Source organism: Flexivirga oryzae (assembly GCF_014190805.1).
Lineage (GTDB): Bacteria > Actinomycetota > Actinomycetes > Actinomycetales > Dermatophilaceae > Flexivirga > Flexivirga oryzae.
In genome coordinates this window covers 2,281,560-2,298,705 of record NZ_JACHVQ010000001.1, presented here as the reverse complement: position 1 = coordinate 2,298,705, position 17,146 = coordinate 2,281,560, and the positions used below count along the sequence as shown (strand labels likewise).

The window sequence follows — 17,146 nt, the reverse complement described above, 5'->3', positions numbered from 1 at the left end:
CTAACCTCGACCGCTCGTGTGTCATGATGCAGCATGCCGAAGAAGCATGGTGCCAAGGCCACGTCCGCCGCTGCGATCGGGAACGCCGTTCGGGTGAAACCGGGCTTCGTGTTGTCCGACGTCGACCCGCGGTCGACACCCGGGTATGCCGGCTCCAAGAAGGACTCGGTCGGGGCGATGGACGCGTCCCGGGCCGAGATCGACGACCTGCAGGAGCGGCTGTACGCCGGCGGACGCGACGGCGACGGCCCCTCCGTGCTGCTGGTGCTGCAGGGCATGGACACCGCCGGCAAGGGCGGCATCCTGCGGCATGTCGTGGGCGCTGTTGACCCCCAAGGGGTTTCGATCCACGCCTTCAAGGTTCCGACCAAGGAGGAGCGCGAGCACCCCTTCCTGTGGCGGATCCGCAAGCAGTTGCCGCCGCCGGGCAACATCGGCGTGTTCGACCGGTCGCACTACGAGGACGTGCTGGTGGTGCGGGTCCACGACCTCGTGCCGCCGAAGGTATGGCGCCGCCGCTACGCGGAGATCAACAGCTTCGAGGAGTCCTGCAACGACAAGGGGATCCACCTGGTCAAGGTGATGCTGCACATCTCACCGCAGGAGCAGAGGGCGCGCCTTGCCGAGCGACTGGACCGGCCGGACAAGTACTGGAAGTTCAACCCTGGGGACATCGACGAGCGCGAGCACTGGGGCGACTACCAGGAGGCGTACCAGGCGGTGCTGGACAAGACCTCCACCGACGAAAACCCTTGGCACGTGGTCCCGGCCGACCACAAGTGGTATGCCCGGCTGGCGGTGCACCAGCTGCTGCTGGACAAACTTCGCGAGCTGCACGCACCGTGGCCGCCGGCCGACTTCGACGTTGCGGAGCAGCAGGAGCGACTGGCGGCGACCTGAGCGCCCGCCGAGGTGGCCGAGCCTGTCGAGGTCACTGGTGGCGTTTCGACGGGCTCAACGACCTTGTCGAGGTGGCCGAGCCTGTCGAGGTCAGTCGGCCACGGTTGCCTGCAGCACCACCATCGACCGGCTGGGGACGTCGAGCGCCGCCCCCGGGTCGTACGCCGCGTCGGCGCTCGTCCCGTCTTCGGCGGTCGCCAGGGCGATCTGCCACTTGCCATCATACAGGCCGTCCGGGACGGTGAACTCGACCGGCTCGTAATGCCCGTTGAACAACAGCAGGAAGTGGTCGTCGACGACCTCCTGCCCGCGCTCGTCCGGCGCGCTGAAGGCGCGACCGTTGAGGAACACCGTGAGCGTGCGGGCGTACCCGTTGCGCCAGTCCAGCTCGTTCATCTCGGTGCCGCTGGGGGAGTACCACTCGATGTCGCCCTGGTCGCTGGTGCCGCCGTGACCGGCGTCGCCCTCGAAGAACCGCCGACGACGGAAGTTGGGGTGGTCCCGGCGCAGCGCGATGACCTTGCGGGTGAAGTCGAGCAGGGACAGTTCGGTGTCGTCCAGCTCCCAGTCGATCCAGGAGATGTCGTTGTCCTGGCAGTACGCGTTGTTGTTGCCCTGCTGGGTGCGACACAGTTCGTCGCCGTGCGACAGCATCGGCACACCCTGGCTCAGCAGCAGGGTCGCGATGAAGTTGCGCTGCTGGCGGGCCCGCAGCTCGTTGATCCCGGCATCGTCGGTCGGGCCCTCGACACCGCAGTTCCACGAGCGGTTGTGGCTCTCGCCGTCCTGGCCGCCCTCGCCGTTGGCGTCGTTGTGCTTGTCGTTGTAGGACACCAGGTCGCGTAGCGTGAAGCCGTCGTGGGCGGTGACGAAGTTGATCGACGCGATCGGGCGGCGGCCGGAGTGCGCGTAGAGGTCACTGGATCCGCTGAGCCGCGAGGCGAACTCGCCGAGCGTGGACGGTTCGCCGCGCCAGAAGTCGCGCACGGTGTCGCGGTACTTGCCGTTCCACTCGGTCCACAACGGTGGGAAGTTGCCGACCTGGTAGCCGCCGTCGCCGAGGTCCCACGGTTCGGCGATCAGCTTGACCTGGGAGATGACCGGGTCCTGCTGGATGATGTCGAAGAACGCCGACAGCTTGTCGACCTCGTGGAACTGCCGGGCCAGGGTCGCGGCCAGGTCGAAGCGGAACCCGTCGACGTGCATCTCCTGCACCCAGTAGCGCAGCGAGTCCATGATCAGCTGCAGCACGTGCGGATTGCGCATCAGCAGGCTGTTGCCGGTGCCCGTCGTGTCGTAGTAGTGCGACTTGTCCTCGTCGACCAGCCGGTAGTAGGAGGCGTTGTCGATGCCACGGAAGGCGAGTGTCGGCCCGAGGTCGCTGCCCTCGGCGGTGTGGTTGTAGACGACGTCGAGGATGACCTCGATGTTCGCCTCGTGCAGCGCCTTGACCATCGCCTTGAACTCGCTGACCTGCTGGCCGTCGGTGCCGTGCGCGGCGTACTCGTTGTGCGGTGCCAGGAAGCCGATCGTGTTGTAACCCCAGTAGTTGCGCAGGCCGCGCTCGGTGAGGCTGCTGTCCTGGACGAACTGGTGCACCGGCAGGAGCTCGACCGCGGTGACGCCGAGTTCGGTGAGGTGGTCGATGATCGCCGGGTGCGCGAGGGCGGCATACGTCCCGCGGATGTCCTCCGGGACGTCCGGGTGGGTCATGGTCAGGCCCTTGACGTGCGCCTCGTAGATGACGCTCTCGTGGTATTCGTGCCGCGGCGGCCGGTCGTGTCCCCAGTCGAAGAACGGGTTGACGACCACCGACAGCATGGTGTGGCCGAGCGAGTCGTCGTCGTTGAACGCGTCGGGGTCGTCGAAGCGGTAGCTGAACAGCGACTCGTCGCCGTCGACCTGCCCGTCGAACGCCTTGGCATAGGGGTCGAGCAGCAGTTTGGCGGGGTTGCAGCGGTCGCCGTCGGGGGGATTGTGCGGCCCGTGGACGCGGTAGCCGTACCGCTGACCTGGCTGTATGCCGGGCACGTAGCCGTGCCAGACGTGACCGTCGACCTCGGTCAACGCGATGCGGGTCTCCTCGAGGTTCTCGCTGACCAGGCAGAGCTCGACGCCGTCGGCTATCTCGGAGAACAGTGCGAAGTTGACCCCGGAACCGTCATACGTCGATCCGAGGGGGTAGGGCTTGCCCGGCCAAATTTCCATAAAGGGCATTGTGGTCCACGGGATTCGGGTCCGATCCAGCTACCTTGGGTCAAGTGATGGGAGAGACCGCGCGACCCCGGGCGTGCTGATGGGCGTGAAAGCCACGCTGCGGCGCGAATTGTCCCGGGTGCCAGGTTTGTTGGCACTGGCGCGATTGGCCATCGGCACCTTCCGGGTGTGCATGAAGTACCGCGTGACCGGCCTCGCTGCGGAAGCCGGCTTCTTCGCGCTGTTGTCGCTGCCGCCGCTGATCTTCGGGCTGCTCGGTGCCGTCGGGTACCTGGGGCACTGGCTCGGCCCGGACATCGTCGGCCAGGTGACCGCGAACATCGAGCACTACGCCGCCGGTTTCCTCAGCGAGCAGAGTCTGCGCGAGGTCATCATGCCGACGATCAAGTCGGCCCTCAGCGCGGGACGGCCCGACGTGATCTCCATCGGCTTCCTGCTGTCGCTGTGGTCCGGGTCACGGGCGTTGAACGTGATGCTCGACACCGCATCGATCATCTACGGGCACGGCGGGCACCGGGGCGTCGTGAAGGCGCGGCTGCTCAGCCTGTCGCTGTACTTCGGGGGGCTGATCTTCGGTGCCGCGGTGGTGCCGCTGATCGTCATCGGCCCGGACCTGCTGAGCAGCTGGCTGCCGCCGGGCCTGCGCTTCCTGATGGTCATCTACTGGCCGTTGGTCGGCGGACTCACGATCCTGACGCTGGCGACGTTCTTCCACATCGCGACGCCCGGCCGGCTGCCGTGGCTGCGCCACCTGCCCGGTGCGGTGTTGACCCTGGTGATCTGGGTGGGCGCGTCGATGGTGCTGCGGTGGTTCCTCGGGCGGTCGATCGGGGACCACAGCGCCAGCATCTACGGCCCGCTCGCGGCCACGATCGTGGTGATGACGTGGCTGTACTTCCTCGGCATCGCGGTGCTGATCGGAGCGGCGATGAATGCCGCCTCGGTGCGGCTGTGGAGCGCCCCGGAACGCACCCCGGTCCGTGAGCGTGCCATCGAGTGGATCGGCGACGGGGTGATCAGGCTGCGGGAACAGGCCGCGGAGGCGGAGATCGTGCGCGTCAAGGTCGCGGTGCCGCGCAAGGACGCGCCCCGGAAGGCGCCGGTGCGCGCCATACCCTCGGTCGCGGGGGAGAACGCCACGCAGGACGAACCCCGTTTGGATTCCCGGCGCGCGATCGGCTAATGTTTCGGCGCGTGCCGATGTGGTTTCCACGTCGTCTGCAGGCGGACATAGCTCAGTTGGTAGAGCGCAACCTTGCCAAGGTTGAGGTCGCCGGTTCGAGCCCGGTTGTCCGCTCTGGTCGAAGGTCCGGAACCCCTGCCGGGGTTGCGGACCCAGACCGCACGGTGGAGTGGCCGAGAGGCGAGGCAACGGCCTGCAAAGCCGTCTACACGGGTTCAAATCCCGTCTCCACCTCGCAAACCATGGCTGCCGAAGCGTCCCGACAGGGTCGTTTTGGTTGTTGGGCAGGGTGTCGGATAGAGTTTTGATCCGTTGCCCCGGCCAACGCGGTCAGGGTTTACAGGCGGACATAGCTCAGTTGGTAGAGCGCAACCTTGCCAAGGTTGAGGTCGCCGGTTCGAGCCCGGTTGTCCGCTCTGCGGTAGACATATCGCCATAAGGACGATTGGCGCAGCGGTAGCGCGCTTCCCTGACACGGAAGAGGTCACTGGTTCGATCCCAGTATCGTCCACCATCACATCAGGCCCCTGACCTGCGGAAACGCAAGGTCAGGGGCCTTTGTCGTTTCAGCGTGGACCACACGTGGACAACGACAGGCCCAAAGAATGACCCCCGCAGCGCGGTAACGCTCGGGGGTCGTGACGACAGACTCACAGGAGGTCTGATCGTGGGCACGATCGTATCCGCTGCAGTGGACATCTGCGCAAGTCTTCAATCCGTCACCGTGCCGCTGCTGCTCGGCGGCATCGTCGCCGGCGCGCTGCGCCTGCACTGGCTGGGTGGTCGCCGTGGCTGAGACCGACCCGTTCGACGAACTCGACCACACGATGCGCGGAGTCCGCCTGCTGTCCAAGGCGATCCTTGCCGCGATCGAGCGACACGACGTGCCAGCGATCGAATCCCTCTCGCGAGTGCGGGCCGACCTGGAGAAGGACGTAGACCGGCTGCTCGTGGTCACCGATCGGATCGTGCGCCATGAGTGAGGCTCAGTGCCCGTGCTGGTGCACCCTGGACCACCGAAACCCGCTGCTCGACCCGCACGCGCACGAGGGCGACGTGCAACACGGCGTGCTCGTCGACGCATGGATATACGCCGACCCGGACGACGACCGCGACCCCGGCACCCGCTTCGGCCTGGACATCATCGGGTCGTGGTTCACGATCCCCGGTGACGTGAGGTTGCTCGACCTGATCGTCCGCGAGCTGACGGCCGCCCGCGAGCGCCTGGCGCAGTGTGAGCGGCAAGGGTCGTTGACCGAGAATGAGTGATTTCCTGACCTTCGATCCTGCCTGGCAAGAGCCGGCGCTACCCCTGCCAGAGCAGACCGGAGAACTGTTGCGAGCGTTCCGCCGGCACGGGCTGGCTTCCGGCCACTCCGACCGCACGATCAGCGCCCGCGAGTACACCATCCGGCGACTACTGGCCGCAGACCTCGACCCGCTGACCTCGAGCGCCGACGACCTGACCGAATGGCTGTCGACGCTGCGTGATTCGCGCACCGGTGAGCTTGTCACGCGGTCCTCGAAGGCGACCTATCGCGCGCAGGTGCGGGCATTCTTCCGCTGGCTGCACGAGACGGGCCGGCGCGACGACGACCCGACCAGCCGGCTGCCTCGCCCGCGAGCGCAACGGGGAGTGCCGCGGCCGTTGAGCGTCGCCCAGGTCGAGCAGTTGCTCAAGGCGTGCGACGACCCGCGCGCAGCGTGGACCAGGGCATATGTGTCGTTGGCTGCGTTCGCGGGGTTGCGGGTGCACGAGATTGCGAAGATCCGCGGCCAGGACGTGCGCGGTGGGCGGTTGTTCGTGCGCGGCAAGGGTGGACACGAAGCGCTCCTGCCCATGCACCCGCTGCTCGTCGAGCTGGCCGAGCGTATGCCGGACACCGGCTGGTGGTTCCCGACCTCATCGCAGCTCGGGCACGTGCACCGGTGCTCGGTGTCGACGGCGATCAAGCGGGCGATGGACCGGGCCGGCGTGCCGGGTACACCGCATGCGTTGCGGCACTTCTACGGCACGCAGGTGCTGAAGAGCTCGGGCGGCAACCTGCGGACCACTCAGCAGGCGATGCGGCACGTGTCGATCCAGTCCACCGCGATCTACACGCTCGTGGACGATGCCGCGCTCACACACGCGATCGGCGGCATACCAGCCGAGCCCGACGCGGCCGAACACCCCTGACGGCCGGGATTCCCCGGTCTGTCTGTCCCTACTCGATCCCCTGACCACGTGGGAGCTGCGGCAACGTGGTTGCGGCCTTGCCAGCCGTGACGTCGCCCGTCAGAGGGGCTACTGCACCGACCCCGAGAACGACACTCGCACGCGGTCCAAGGCAGGCCCGGGCGCGGACGGCGTGGCAGCCGTAGCCGAGGCGTTCACATCCCGGCCCTGAGCCTCCGAGTAATCCCCGCGAGGCTGCTGCACCTATACCGCCGACGCGAAGCAACCGACCGACGCGGCAAATGGTGGAGTCCAGCTCCGCGCGGGCTGGGGCTCCCCTGCCCACTTCGGCTCGCTTCCCTCCCTCTGCGGCAGCGTGAAGCGGCATCCCCGGAGGGCCTGATAACTCCGGGGATGCCGCTTGCAGGGCGCTGGCCGGGTCTCAGACCACAGCTAGAAAGGCGTACCGCGGTCTCGCCGACCATCGATCCCGCACCGGCTGAATCTCAAGACAAGGACCGGCGCGGGTGACGTTGACGCCCTGGACCAGGACGAGCCGATCAGGCGTCGGTCAGGGTCATCTTCACGACACCGGCCGGCCGTGGGATCGCCAGCTCGAACCGACCCTCACACCGCGCGAGGATCTGGTTGCGCTCGAACAGGTCTCGCGGCTGCGCCCACTTCAGCGAAACGACCTGCGAAGAGACCAGCATCAGCGCCTCCTTGGCCAGGAGCCACCCCGTCCCCGCAGGGACCGCGTTGGAAACCGCCACGGGCACACCCCACAGTCGGCGCGCGATGCGGTCGATGGGTGCACCGGCCCCCTCGAGCAGATATCCGACGCCGGTCTCCTTCAGGGTCTCGATCGCGGCCCAGTCGCTCGGGTTGAGCACGAACGAGCCGGCCTGCAGCCCGATTGTCTCCACAGCCGTGATCGCTGTCCTGCAGGTTGTGACGGGGTCCGTTGCGAACGGGACAGTCTGGATACCTGAGACGTTCGCGAACCCGGCCAGCTGCGGCGCCGTGCCGTTGCCGTTGATCACCTGGTTCTCGATCTCGACCTGGAGCCCGTAATTCATCTCGGAATCGATGAACGTGCCAAGCTCGGTGTTGTCCACCAGCCACGACTCCGGGATCGCCTCGCTCAGGTGCGCGATGACGTTCAGCTCGCCCTCGATGCGCGTGAGTGTGTACGTCGATGTGGGCTTGAGGTCACCCGCCGCGACCGGTGCAGCTAAGTTCGTGCGCGTCACCTGGCGCAGGTATGAATAGCGCCCGGTGTCAACGGTCTTGACGGGGATGAGATCGAGCAGGCTCGAGGCCGGTTGACCGAGCGCCACCGGCGAATCGATCAGGGACTCCTCGGTCAGGAGAGAGACACCTGTCGCTGCGAGCGCCTTCACCCCCACGCCCGGCATATCTCGCTCGGCCGCGGTCCGCAGCGCCTTCGCGCCCATCCCGGCGAACGACAACACCTTGCCCGCACCGTTATCGCTGGCCTTGGTGAATAGACCGGTGATCTTCTCCATGATGTCGTCAGACTTCGAAGCGGCCTCCGCGGCCGCGTCGATCTGCCGCACAGCGTCGAGATTCGCTGTGCACTTCTCCTGCTCAGCCTGCGTGAAGTCGCGATTCTCGGCTCTTGCCCGATCGCAGAGCTCCATTCCCTCCTTCAGAAGTCGGGCGCGCCGCTCGCGCTGTTCCTTCGTAAGCATGATGACTCCGATTCCGCCGCCTCGACATACGAGCACGGCACGTAGTGATGATGAGAGTGACCGCAGAGCACGGAGACGGACGCCGAACGGCGCTGGCCTGCAACGTGATCGAAGTTGCGGCATCTTCACGGCTCGACGGACCACGGTTCGCATCCGTGGCTGGCCTCGCACTGCCGGACTTGTCGGCCGCGGTCCTCGTGACTTGGCCCGCGAAGGCTCCTCGTCACTTGCGTTGGCCGATCATCGATCCGGTGATCGGATGCCGAGCAGTCTATCCCTTAGGACCGACGTCCGGAGGCTCCGTGCCGACAATCCGCGCCAGGTCGTCGATCGCGAGCTCCAGGTCAAGCCGCAACAGGAGCAGGTCATCCGCGATAGCGCGACGCACCTGCCGGATCTCGTCGACAGTGCACGCCTCGAGTGGCTTACCCACGTATTGCCGGCACAGCTCGTTCGCCTCGAGCACCTGAGCGGCCGTCAGCTGGCGGCACACCCTCGACATGATGCTCATCGCGACCCCTCGACCAGGCACGGGACCTGTTGAGCACCAACAATATTCGGGAGATAAAAAGGGGAAAACGGCCCGCGGTGCACGGAGAGTTTCGGGACGGTGTCCGCGAGCGCGGATCTCGTGATTGCGACGCCCTTACCCCGGTTGTGCCGCCCGCGGAGACGACGGTCAATCAGTAGCACGCACCTACGACAACCCATCTCAGGACGCCTCCTGCGTGCCCGCCCGCGAGCGCGTCGACACCTGAGATTCCGCCGCTCGTCGACGCTTCCGTTTACGCCGCGACTCGCGACTCTGCTTCGACCTCGGACCTCGTGACCGTCCATCGCTACCGTGTCCTTCCTGTTCGTCGTCGCATCGCTCGCCGGTGCGCGCGTCGCCGTCGTGGTGCTGACTGTTGTCACGGCTGTTGTGTGTGCGCTGCAGCGTGCGGCACCGATGCTCCGCCGTCGTCTGACATCGCCTTCGTGGGTGAGCGCGTCGATCCGTCGCCGTCGTTGGGCTCGGGCGCCGGCTGCGTAGTGTCGACCGCTGAGCTGCCGGCTGCCTGCGCTGTCGGTGCGCGCTGCCGACCTCCTGCAGAGTCCCGCGTCAGCTGCTCACCCAGATCTTCACCAAGGGCTGCGTCAGGAGATCTCGGGGTGTCCGGAGATGCACCGGTGGGATGGGTAGCCGTGGGATCACCACCCCGCCCGCCTGCCGACGGGCCGGCACCCGACCCGGCCCGACCCGACCCGGCCCGACCCGGCCCGACCCGTCCCGACCCGGGCCGTACCCCTTCCGACCTATCAGAATCCATCCGGATCTGTCCGATATCTGTCAGATATCTGTCAGATCGGTCCGCGTCATTCTGCGGTTTTGTGGACGCTTCGTCCGTTCCTGCGGCCGCAGAAGTGCGTTCTGCAACGCTCGAAACGCTCTCACGAGATTCGCGACATGTCGCGTTGCGTACTGACGAGTAGGGCGCACTTTCGCTGTCACCGGTGTTCGCTTCGACGTCGACGCCATGGCCCTTCAACCACTTGATCGTGCTCGGTGAGTAGTGAGGATGCGCTGGCGCCGGGAGCAACGGGATCCGCTCGTCGGCATCGGGCTTGTCGCCACGCTTGCTGTTGCACGTCTTGCACGCCACCACGTAGCTCTCCAGCCGCGCGGCCTGGCCCGGCTCGCGGTGGTCATACGTGCCGCTGCGGCCACTCTTACGATCGAACCAGTTCACGGTGTTCCCGCAGTACCGACAGGCGTCACCGTCGCGCAGACGCACCGGAACGATCAACGCGGTGTTCGACGCGTCTCTCTTGCGCTGCCGCTCGAACTCGATCTCGTCCTGGCGCCGGATGTGAAACAGGCCGTCGCTGTCCTCGACCACCATCCAGTAACGATCCGAGCCGTCGCCCTGCTCGACCATCAGACCGACCGCGACCGCTTGCCGCAGCAGGGTACGTGTGCGCCGACCACCGAGCATCTCCGCTGCGCCGATGTCGATCCGGTAATCCGTCAGCTGCCCGGCCGAATACACCGCCAGGCGGCTGACGAACCCGAACACCTCGTTGACCGTGTGCTCCTTCGCACCTGGCGCGTTGCGCAGTGCCAGCACGCGCGGATGAGTCGCAGCTGTGTCACTGGTCTTGAGCCAGCTCACGTGGTTGCCTCCGCCGCCCCTTCGGCCTCGACCAGCAGGCCCGCCGCGATGGCCTGCTCCATGAGCGTTTCCGTCCGGTTCCCGCCGACCATCTTCGATGTGCCGGCGCCTATGCCGCGGGCATGTTCGGACACACCCGCGTAGAACGTCAGCCGCAGTATGAAACCGAGTACTTCGTTGGCTGTGCGCTCATCAGCATCGGGTAGAGCCTCGATCGCTGCAATCGCCTCCTTCCGCGATACCGTGAGCGCCTCGATTGCATCCTCGGCGACCGTGTACCACTTCACGAGTGATCCTCCTGCCGCACGAACCCGGCAGGCACGACCGGCACCAACTGCACCAGCTCGAGGCGGGCAGCCTTGCCAGCGCGGCGCATCCGGTCGACCTTCCTCGAGGCAGCCGTGAGGTTCATGAAGACCTGCTGCGTCTCGCCGCGCCCGCTGCGGCCGTTCTCGACGAACACCCGCACGCCGTACTCGTGACCGGCCGCGAGCGCTTCACGCACGCCATGTTCGGCTATCCGCGCGAGCTCCTGGCCGTCGTCGACCTCCTGGCCGTCGTCGACGTTGTCGACGTCGAGCGCCAGGTGCTCGTCACTGTCGGCCGTACCCGCGGGCTCCGGGTCGTCGACGATGTCGAGCTCTGCCGGTCCGTCATCGATCGCGGTAAGGTGTGCAGCGGACTCGAGGTCTGCTGCCAATGTGTCCTGAGCGCCACCGTTGCCCGCGGTGGCGTTCGCCATTTCCGATTGCATCAGGCGGCACCGCCCGTCGTCGGGATCGGATGCAATGCGGCATCGAGGTCGGCCGGTTCGATGCGGATTCCGTGGCCCTTGGTGGTGCCACCGAGCCGATAAGCGCGAAGCTCGCCGCGGGCGATCATGTTCCGCACCGTGCGGACTGTGACGCCGAGCTCCTCGGCTGCTTCCTGAGCGGTCAATCGACGCCGGGCCGTGGACCGTGTGAGGTTCTTGGGCATAGCAACTCCCGTGCCCCCGTGGGGCGAGCGGGACGTTTCACGCAGCAGATGCCGTCCGGTGCTGCCGGGACCTCGGACTCAATGGAGCGAGGCAGCGGTATTCTCGGTCAGTCGGCAGCATAATCCGGCAATCGCCGGAAAGGAATTCACGACACGCTGCGGTCTCGGTCCGCTTCGGTCAGGGTGACGTCCTCGCCTCGCCGAGCTGCCGCGAGCGCACGCGGCCATATGTCGCGACTGTCGATCGCGTACCGAATACCGCACTTGCACACCAGGATTCGCCAGCCACGCAACACGTTTCCGTCGTCGCGATACTCGATCGAGCCCGGCAAACGGGGCGCGTTCTTGTCTGCAAACTCGAGGTGGTGCATCGGGTCGTGGCTGCTCGCGTCATACGCGCGACGTTCGGCGTCCCTCGGAATGCTGCGGGGTATGAGGTCGAGCAGCACCCGGTCATCTCGACCGCAACGAAACCGGCCGAAGCGTTTCATCGTGGCCCCTCGGCGATTCGACTGAGCGCGGCTGCGATCGCCGCGTCTCGTTCACCGGCTGCGTGCTGGTAGCGCATCGCTGCCGCGGGGGAGGAGTGGCCGAGTCTGCCCATCAGCTCTGCGAGGGTGGCACCCGTTTGTGCGGCGAGAACTGCGCCGGTATGGCGTAGGTCGTGCCAGCGAAGGTCCGGCCGACCGGCTGCCGCGCGCGCCGGGTAGAAGACCGCGTAGAGCGTGCTCGGTGCCATGTGTGACGTGCCGTCTGCCGCGGGGAAGAGCAGCGCGTCTTGGCCGCGCATCGGCATGCTGTCGCGATGCGCCTTCAGTAGCGGGATCAGGTGAGGAGGGATTGCCACGTCGCGGGTCCCGGCGTCACTCTTGGGTGTGCCGACGATGACCTGACCATCGGCACGCACGACACCGCGTCGAACATGTATGACGCCGTTCTTGAGGTCGACGTCCTTGCGCCGTAGCTCGGTGACTTCACCGAAGCGCAACGCGCACCAGGCCGACAGCATCAGCATCGGGCGGTAACGCTCTGGCAGGTGCGCCGCGATGGTCTCGAGTTCGGCAAGACTTGCCGGCTTGATTCTCCGAGCACGTTTCGCAGCGCCGGCGCCGCGAATGTGGCAGGGGTTGGCGGGGATCTTCTCGTCGGTGACCGCCGTTCCCAGGATCGTCCTCAGCAGCGAATACGCGTGTGCGCGCAGTGTCGGACGGTCACGGTCGAGATCCGCGTGCCAGTCGCGGACTCGCTCGGACGTGATCGCCTTCAACGACACATCAGCGAACGTCGGAAGGATCTGTCGGTCGAGCAACGATCGGTAATGTTGCGCGGTGCGTGGCTTGAGGTCTCGCCGGCGCATCCACTTCTCGGCGTATGTGCCGAACGTCTCAACTTCACGCCTGCGGGCGGCGCGCTGCGACGGCGGCACCCAGGTGTCAGCACTGATCGCTCGGCGTTCGTCCGCCAGCCACGCTTCAGCGTCGAGCTTCGTGTCGAAGGTGTGCAGAGCGGCATACCGCATCCGGTCGGGACCGCGGTACTTCGCCCGGTAGCGGCCACTCGGCAGCACTTCGATCGCGCCGAACTGCCGCTTCTGCCTGGCCATGATTCCCCGTTCGTGGACCACATGTGGACAATCGAGAGTGTATTCCTTTCCATCAAGGGGAGTCGATTTCCGCTCGTTTCCCTGCTACTGTTTCGCATCACCGCTGGTCATCGGCATGAAAGTGCTGATCAGGACAGTCGCGAGAGAATCTCGCTGATACTGGTTCGATCCCAGTATCGTCCACCAGCTCGAAACGGCCCCTGACCTGCGGAAACGCAAGGTTAGGGGCTTTTCAATTTCGGGGGTGCACTACTTCTGCGCTACTTGGGACACGGATCTTAAACGACGTCGGCTGGGTCGTGAGCCGTTCCTCGGCGGGAACACGTCCGAGTCCGCAGCAGAGACTGATGCGCTGATCTTGCCCGCTGTGGGTACCGCCAACGACCAAGCCATCTCCAACGGGTGCCTTCGCTACTGGCTCAAGGTCGAAGTCCCGCGGCGGCGCGTGCGCGTCCACGATGTGCACCCTGCGGACCCCGGTTCTCGGTCTGGCTGGGCCGGGTACGAAGGAATGGTGGAACACCGTGCAGATGGCAGCCGGACCCACGACGCGCTACGAGCCGGTCGCGCTGCTGGGATGCCGATGCGGCGACGAAACTGCCGCGGCCTACCGTGACAGGGCTGGGCTCGCGAGGGCTTCCGCCTCAAGGCCTTCCCGGCCCAGCATCCGGAACCGGCTAGTGGCGGTGTGACGCACTTGATCATCGTGGTGATGAGCCGAAGGTGGCAGGCTTGCCCGATCTGGTGACAGTGGTTGGCTCTAGTCGGAGATTTCACGGCCGTGACATCTCCGGGACAGTGAGCCGAGTGGGATGGCATTTAAGCGCCTCGCGGCGGCCTGTCGTGCAGGCGGGGATTAAGTTGCGGCGCGCCAGCATGCGGGAGGCGGGGCGCGGGTTGGACCTGTTGGTCAGCAACGCCGGTGTAGAGCACTTCGGCGCCCTGGAACCGTCACCCAGGCCGACTTCGATCTGCTCTGCCGGGCCAACGTCGCCGGTCAACTCTTCATCACCCAGGCCCGCCGGTGGCCGCGATGACCGACGGCAGCCGGATCGTGCTCAGCTCCGAGGCTGGCGGTGCATCACCACGCCATGTATGCCGAGAGTAAGGCGGCGATTCCAGCGATGGTCCGCAATCTCGCGCCCGAACTTGCCGAGGGGAACATCACCATCAACGCCATCGCGCCCAGCGCCACCGCTATCCGGGTGGCCGCGTACGCCCCGAATTACATCCACCCAGCGTTGGTCGACGTCCCGTTCGAGTCGCTCATGCATTCCATGAGTGCCTTTGGCCGGTTGGGCCAACCACACGAAATCGCCGTCGTCGTCGCGTTCCTCGTCTCGCCGGACACGTCGTTCATCACCGGCATCACCATGGCGGCGGCTGGAGCTGACGCGCATCGACGATGTGAGCAACGGGAACGTTCCTAATTCGCGGCGCTCCAGAGCGTCGCGAGTTGCGCGAGGCTCCCGCTTGGGGTGTCGGTGCTCGGGGATGAGATGACTCCTATGAGAACGGAAATCGCGAGTCCAGCGTTGGTCGCGGGCGAACGTGAGGAAGGATGGGTCCATGCTCCCCGGTGACTCTCTGGATTTGAGGAAGGCCAGAGGAGCGTTCTTCACTCCGGAGTCGATCGCTCGCTTCATCACGAGCTGGGCGATTCGCGGCGTGACCGACGACGTGCTGGAGCCCTCGTGCGGCGAAGCGGTGTTCCTGCACGCTGCCGGGGCTGGGGAACACGCCGGCCACTTGGTCGGAGTCGAACTGCATCGCGATTCAGCGACCGAATCAGAGAGATCGCTGCGTGACAGCGGCATCAACGCCACCATCCGTGCGGGCGATTTCTTTCTGCATGAGGAATTCGGGACATACGACGCGGTTGTGGGAAATCCGCCGTACGTTCGCTACCAAGGATGGACCGGAGAAGCCCGCGCGAAGTCACGCGCGGCTGCGCTGCGTGCGGGTGTCAACCTAACGAAGCTCGCGTCCTCGTGGGCCGCGTTCACGATCCACTCAGCGCTGCATCTCAAGCAGGGCGGGCGGCTCGGTCTGGTGCTTCCTGCTGAGCTGTTGGCCGTGAACTACGCGGCTCCGGTGCGGCGGTTTCTGCTGGAACACTTCGCAGACGTCACACTCGTGCTCTTCGAAGAACGTGTCTTCCCAGGTGTGGATGTAGAAGCGATTCTCCTCCTCACCGACGGTTACGACCCGACCGGCCGCACGGGCACCGATCACATGAACGTGCACCAAGTGCGTGATGCCGCAGGGTTGACCGAACTCGCCGAGGCTCGTCGATGGACGCCTCCCTCCGGCGGTGGCCGATGGTCAGCGGGGCTGATGTCGCGTAATGGGTTCGACGCATACGCCACCGTGTTCCCGGGCTCGCGCTTCACGACACTGGATCAGTGGGGCGACACGACGTTGGGCATGGTGACGGGCAACAACCGCTTCTTCGCGCTCTCACCATCCAAGGTCGCCGCGCTCGGACTTGCCGAAACTGACCTGCTGCGTTTGTCTCCGCCGGGTTCGCGGCACTTGCGCGGTCTTTCGTTGACGTCAGCTGCTCTTGATCGGCTCGGTGCTGATGGATACTCGACGCACCTGTTCCGCCCCGACGGTCAGCCGAGCAAGGCGGCACTGTCCTACATCCTCAGTGGAGAAGCCCTGGACGTCCACGAAGCGTATAAATGTCGGGTGCGTTCGCCGTGGTGGAGAGTGCCGTACCTCCGACCGGCTGACCTGTTCCTAACGTATATGAATGCGGATACACCCCGAATCTCTAGCAACAGGGCCCGTGTTCACCACCTGAACTCGGTGCACGGCGTCTACCTTCAGGACGGGTTGAAAGGGATCGGCGCTAGTCTTCTGCCGATCGCCTCGCTCAACAGCGTCACCTTGCTCGGGGCCGAGACGGTCGGCCGGGCATACGGCGGTGGGATGCTCAAAATTGAGCCGCGTGAGGCCGACGTGCTTCCAGTCCCCTCCCCGGTCCTCGTTGAGAAGTATCGTGCCGAGCTGATGCGAGCCAAGCCCTCAGTCACTTCGATGTTGCGAGCAGGGCGTCTGCTTGACGCGGTAGCCGTGATCGATGAGGTGCTACTCACCAAAGGTGTGAGGATGAGCAAGAAGTCTTTGATAGCCATCCGCGCCGAACATGCCGAGCTCACCGCCAGACGCGTTGCCCGCGGAAAGGGGAAATGACATGGCGGCGAAGGAACCGAGCGCCAAAGCCGAGGCCTGGCCGCTGTTCGACGCCGTGGTGGCCAACGCCGCGATCAACGCGGTGAACCCCTGGGAGGACGAGTCTTTCCATCCCGATTTCGCGGCGTTGCGGGCGCTGCTCGCCGTACCTTTGCATCTCGGAGCTGAGACCCGCACCGGCGTACCCGCACTCGCGCTGGATGTGTGGACTGCATACGAGTTGCGTCGTGCCGGGCTCGACCCAGACGCTGTGTGGCCACGAAGCGAGCCACCACGCGCAGTGAGCAAGGACGTTCTCGAGTTCATCAACGGAATTTCACCGGCTGGCCTGCGTGAGCAACTGATGGAAAAGCTAGCGAGCGGATCGGGAAGGGTCGGGCGGGCCTCGGCGAACATCCTCGGCAAGAACTACCTCAAACAGGTGGACGTCATCGTGTCCGGGTGGCAGACCGGTCCCGAGTTGCTGATCTCGACGAAGCGAATGGATTCTTCGTTCGGAAAGAACGCTGCCAACCGTGTCGAAGAGTCGTACGGCGACGCCAAGAACCTTGCGTTGCGCCACCCTCTCGCCGCGCTCGGCTTCCTCTATGCGCTGAGGTCGACGGCCTACACGGAGGAGCGTCGTCAGTTCGACTGGATCGTGGACTTGCTCATCAAGCTGGGGCGAGAGGAAGACGCTTACGATGCATGCTGTCTGATCGTTCCGGAGTGGGACGACGACGGTCGAGCGGTTGACCAGGGCGAAGTGGATGATCCTGCGCCGATCGAGCCCGATGACGCCGACGTGGAGGACATCGACGAAGAGATAGTCGTTGACGACATCCGCTCTGCCCTCGCTGCACTGCCAGTGGTGATCCTCCGACATGATCTGGTACCTGACGAACTCAGCCCACGACGGTTCTTCACGGTGCTACTGAACGAACTTCTGGACTCGACTCCGATCACCCTGCACGAGCGCGCGAGGCACCTACGCGCCCAAGGGCGTTCCAGCGCGTAGCATCAACCAGCGCGGACGCGCGCTTCCGGTACTCACGTGCG

General features: G+C 65.7%; 18 protein-coding genes and 4 tRNA genes. 13 read left to right on the top strand and 9 right to left on the bottom strand.

Annotation, left to right across the window (positions count from 1 at the left end; all coding sequences use genetic code 11):
• The first annotated feature begins 33 nt into the window (after window positions 1–33).
• Entirely contained in the window at window positions 34–900 is an 867-nt protein-coding gene (locus tag FHU39_RS10875) for a PPK2 family polyphosphate kinase (protein ID WP_183320349.1), read from the top strand.
• Window positions 901–990: 90 nt separating this feature from the next.
• On the opposite strand, the gene glgX is transcribed toward FHU39_RS10875, so the two are convergent.
• Complete coding sequence (gene glgX / locus FHU39_RS10870) at window positions 991–3,108, bottom strand: glycogen debranching protein GlgX (protein ID WP_183320348.1); 2,118 nt, start codon at window positions 3,106–3,108, stop codon at window positions 991–993.
• Window positions 3,109–3,202: 94 nt separating this feature from the next.
• Between glgX and FHU39_RS10865 the strand changes: the two genes are divergently transcribed.
• From FHU39_RS10865 to FHU39_RS10830, 9 genes are all read left to right on the top strand, one after another.
• On the top strand, window positions 3,203–4,300 hold the full coding sequence (locus tag FHU39_RS10865; protein WP_343065819.1) for a YihY/virulence factor BrkB family protein: 1,098 nt from the start codon (window positions 3,203–3,205) through the stop codon (window positions 4,298–4,300).
• 41 nt (window positions 4,301–4,341) lie between these two features.
• Window positions 4,342–4,414, top strand: a tRNA-Gly gene (locus FHU39_RS10860).
• 49 nt (window positions 4,415–4,463) lie between these two features.
• Window positions 4,464–4,534 (top strand) — tRNA-Cys (locus FHU39_RS10855).
• 109 nt (window positions 4,535–4,643) lie between these two features.
• Window positions 4,644–4,716 (top strand) — tRNA-Gly (locus FHU39_RS10850).
• Between the two features lie 23 nt (window positions 4,717–4,739).
• Window positions 4,740–4,814 (top strand) — tRNA-Val (locus tag FHU39_RS10845).
• A 153-nt stretch (window positions 4,815–4,967) separates the two neighbouring features.
• Window positions 4,968–5,096 (top strand): hypothetical protein, encoded by a 129-nt coding sequence (locus FHU39_RS24700; RefSeq protein WP_281379595.1) that lies wholly within the window; start codon window positions 4,968–4,970, stop codon window positions 5,094–5,096.
• Window positions 5,089–5,283, top strand: coding sequence for a hypothetical protein (locus tag FHU39_RS10840; protein ID WP_183320346.1), 195 nt, complete (start codon window positions 5,089–5,091; stop codon window positions 5,281–5,283). Before FHU39_RS24700 ends, FHU39_RS10840 begins: the two co-directional genes overlap by 8 nt.
• Window positions 5,276–5,569, top strand: coding sequence for a hypothetical protein (locus FHU39_RS10835; RefSeq protein ID WP_183320345.1), 294 nt, complete (start codon window positions 5,276–5,278; stop codon window positions 5,567–5,569). The genes FHU39_RS10840 and FHU39_RS10835 overlap by 8 nt, the downstream gene beginning before the upstream one ends.
• Window positions 5,562–6,479 carry a tyrosine-type recombinase/integrase gene (locus FHU39_RS10830; RefSeq protein WP_183320344.1) on the top strand — a complete coding sequence of 306 codons (918 nt, stop codon included), beginning with the start codon at window positions 5,562–5,564 and terminating at the stop codon, window positions 6,477–6,479. The genes FHU39_RS10835 and FHU39_RS10830 overlap by 8 nt, the downstream gene beginning before the upstream one ends.
• A gap of 539 nt (window positions 6,480–7,018) precedes the next feature.
• On the opposite strand, the gene FHU39_RS10825 is transcribed toward FHU39_RS10830, so the two are convergent.
• The 8 genes from FHU39_RS10825 to FHU39_RS10790 form a co-directional block, all read right to left on the bottom strand.
• Window positions 7,019–8,296: a phage major capsid protein gene (locus FHU39_RS10825; protein WP_246336506.1), complete on the bottom strand. Its 1,278-nt coding sequence runs from the start codon at window positions 8,294–8,296 to the stop codon at window positions 7,019–7,021.
• A gap of 148 nt (window positions 8,297–8,444) precedes the next feature.
• Entirely contained in the window at window positions 8,445–8,684 is a 240-nt protein-coding gene (locus FHU39_RS10820; RefSeq protein WP_183320342.1) for a hypothetical protein, read from the bottom strand.
• Between the two features lie 400 nt (window positions 8,685–9,084).
• Window positions 9,085–10,326, bottom strand: a complete 1,242-nt coding sequence (locus FHU39_RS10815; RefSeq protein WP_183320341.1) for an HNH endonuclease — start codon at window positions 10,324–10,326, stop codon at window positions 9,085–9,087.
• Window positions 10,323–10,613, bottom strand: a complete 291-nt coding sequence (locus tag FHU39_RS10810; RefSeq protein WP_183320340.1) for a hypothetical protein — start codon at window positions 10,611–10,613, stop codon at window positions 10,323–10,325. The genes FHU39_RS10815 and FHU39_RS10810 overlap by 4 nt, the downstream gene beginning before the upstream one ends.
• Window positions 10,610–11,068, bottom strand: a complete 459-nt coding sequence (locus tag FHU39_RS10805; protein WP_183320339.1) for a hypothetical protein — start codon at window positions 11,066–11,068, stop codon at window positions 10,610–10,612. The genes FHU39_RS10810 and FHU39_RS10805 overlap by 4 nt, the downstream gene beginning before the upstream one ends.
• Before the next feature lie 11 nt (window positions 11,069–11,079).
• Window positions 11,080–11,304, bottom strand: a complete 225-nt coding sequence (locus tag FHU39_RS10800; protein WP_183320338.1) for a helix-turn-helix domain-containing protein — start codon at window positions 11,302–11,304, stop codon at window positions 11,080–11,082.
• A gap of 146 nt (window positions 11,305–11,450) precedes the next feature.
• Window positions 11,451–11,795: a hypothetical protein gene (locus FHU39_RS10795; RefSeq protein ID WP_183320337.1), complete on the bottom strand. Its 345-nt coding sequence runs from the start codon at window positions 11,793–11,795 to the stop codon at window positions 11,451–11,453.
• Window positions 11,792–12,907: a tyrosine-type recombinase/integrase gene (locus tag FHU39_RS10790; RefSeq protein ID WP_183320336.1), complete on the bottom strand. Its 1,116-nt coding sequence runs from the start codon at window positions 12,905–12,907 to the stop codon at window positions 11,792–11,794. Before FHU39_RS10790 ends, FHU39_RS10795 begins: the two co-directional genes overlap by 4 nt.
• 1,076 nt (window positions 12,908–13,983) lie before the next feature.
• On the opposite strand from FHU39_RS10790, the gene FHU39_RS10785 reads away from it, so the two are divergent.
• From FHU39_RS10785 to FHU39_RS10775, 3 genes are all read left to right on the top strand, one after another.
• Complete coding sequence (locus FHU39_RS10785) at window positions 13,984–14,337, top strand: SDR family oxidoreductase (protein WP_343065817.1); 354 nt, start codon at window positions 13,984–13,986, stop codon at window positions 14,335–14,337.
• A 139-nt stretch (window positions 14,338–14,476) separates the two neighbouring features.
• A complete protein-coding gene (locus FHU39_RS10780; RefSeq protein ID WP_183320334.1) occupies window positions 14,477–16,108 on the top strand; it encodes an N-6 DNA methylase in 1,632 nt (543 codons plus the stop codon).
• A 1-nt stretch (window position 16,109) separates the two neighbouring features.
• Window positions 16,110–17,105 carry a hypothetical protein gene (locus tag FHU39_RS10775; protein ID WP_183320333.1) on the top strand — a complete coding sequence of 332 codons (996 nt, stop codon included), beginning with the start codon at window positions 16,110–16,112 and terminating at the stop codon, window positions 17,103–17,105.
• Window positions 17,106–17,146 lie beyond the last annotated feature (41 nt).

Coding starts and splice junctions, on each gene's coding strand:
- FHU39_RS10805 (WP_183320339.1), bottom strand. CDS start 11,068: ATGGCGAACGCCACCGCGGGCAACGGTGGCGCTCAGGACACATTGGCA.
- FHU39_RS10790 (WP_183320336.1), bottom strand. CDS start 12,907: ATGGCCAGGCAGAAGCGGCAGTTCGGCGCGATCGAAGTGCTGCCGAGT.
- FHU39_RS10775 (WP_183320333.1), top strand. CDS start 16,110: ATGGCGGCGAAGGAACCGAGCGCCAAAGCCGAGGCCTGGCCGCTGTTC.
- FHU39_RS10780 (WP_183320334.1), top strand. CDS start 14,477: ATGCTCCCCGGTGACTCTCTGGATTTGAGGAAGGCCAGAGGAGCGTTC.
- FHU39_RS10825 (WP_246336506.1), bottom strand. CDS start 8,296: ATGCCGCAACTTCGATCACGTTGCAGGCCAGCGCCGTTCGGCGTCCGT.
- FHU39_RS10835 (WP_183320345.1), top strand. CDS start 5,276: ATGAGTGAGGCTCAGTGCCCGTGCTGGTGCACCCTGGACCACCGAAAC.
- FHU39_RS10800 (WP_183320338.1), bottom strand. CDS start 11,304: ATGCCCAAGAACCTCACACGGTCCACGGCCCGGCGTCGATTGACCGCT.
- FHU39_RS10795 (WP_183320337.1), bottom strand. CDS start 11,795: ATGAAACGCTTCGGCCGGTTTCGTTGCGGTCGAGATGACCGGGTGCTG.
- FHU39_RS10830 (WP_183320344.1), top strand. CDS start 5,562: ATGAGTGATTTCCTGACCTTCGATCCTGCCTGGCAAGAGCCGGCGCTA.
- FHU39_RS10820 (WP_183320342.1), bottom strand. CDS start 8,684: ATGAGCATCATGTCGAGGGTGTGCCGCCAGCTGACGGCCGCTCAGGTG.
- glgX (WP_183320348.1), bottom strand. CDS start 3,108: ATGGAAATTTGGCCGGGCAAGCCCTACCCCCTCGGATCGACGTATGAC.
- FHU39_RS10875 (WP_183320349.1), top strand. CDS start 34: ATGCCGAAGAAGCATGGTGCCAAGGCCACGTCCGCCGCTGCGATCGGG.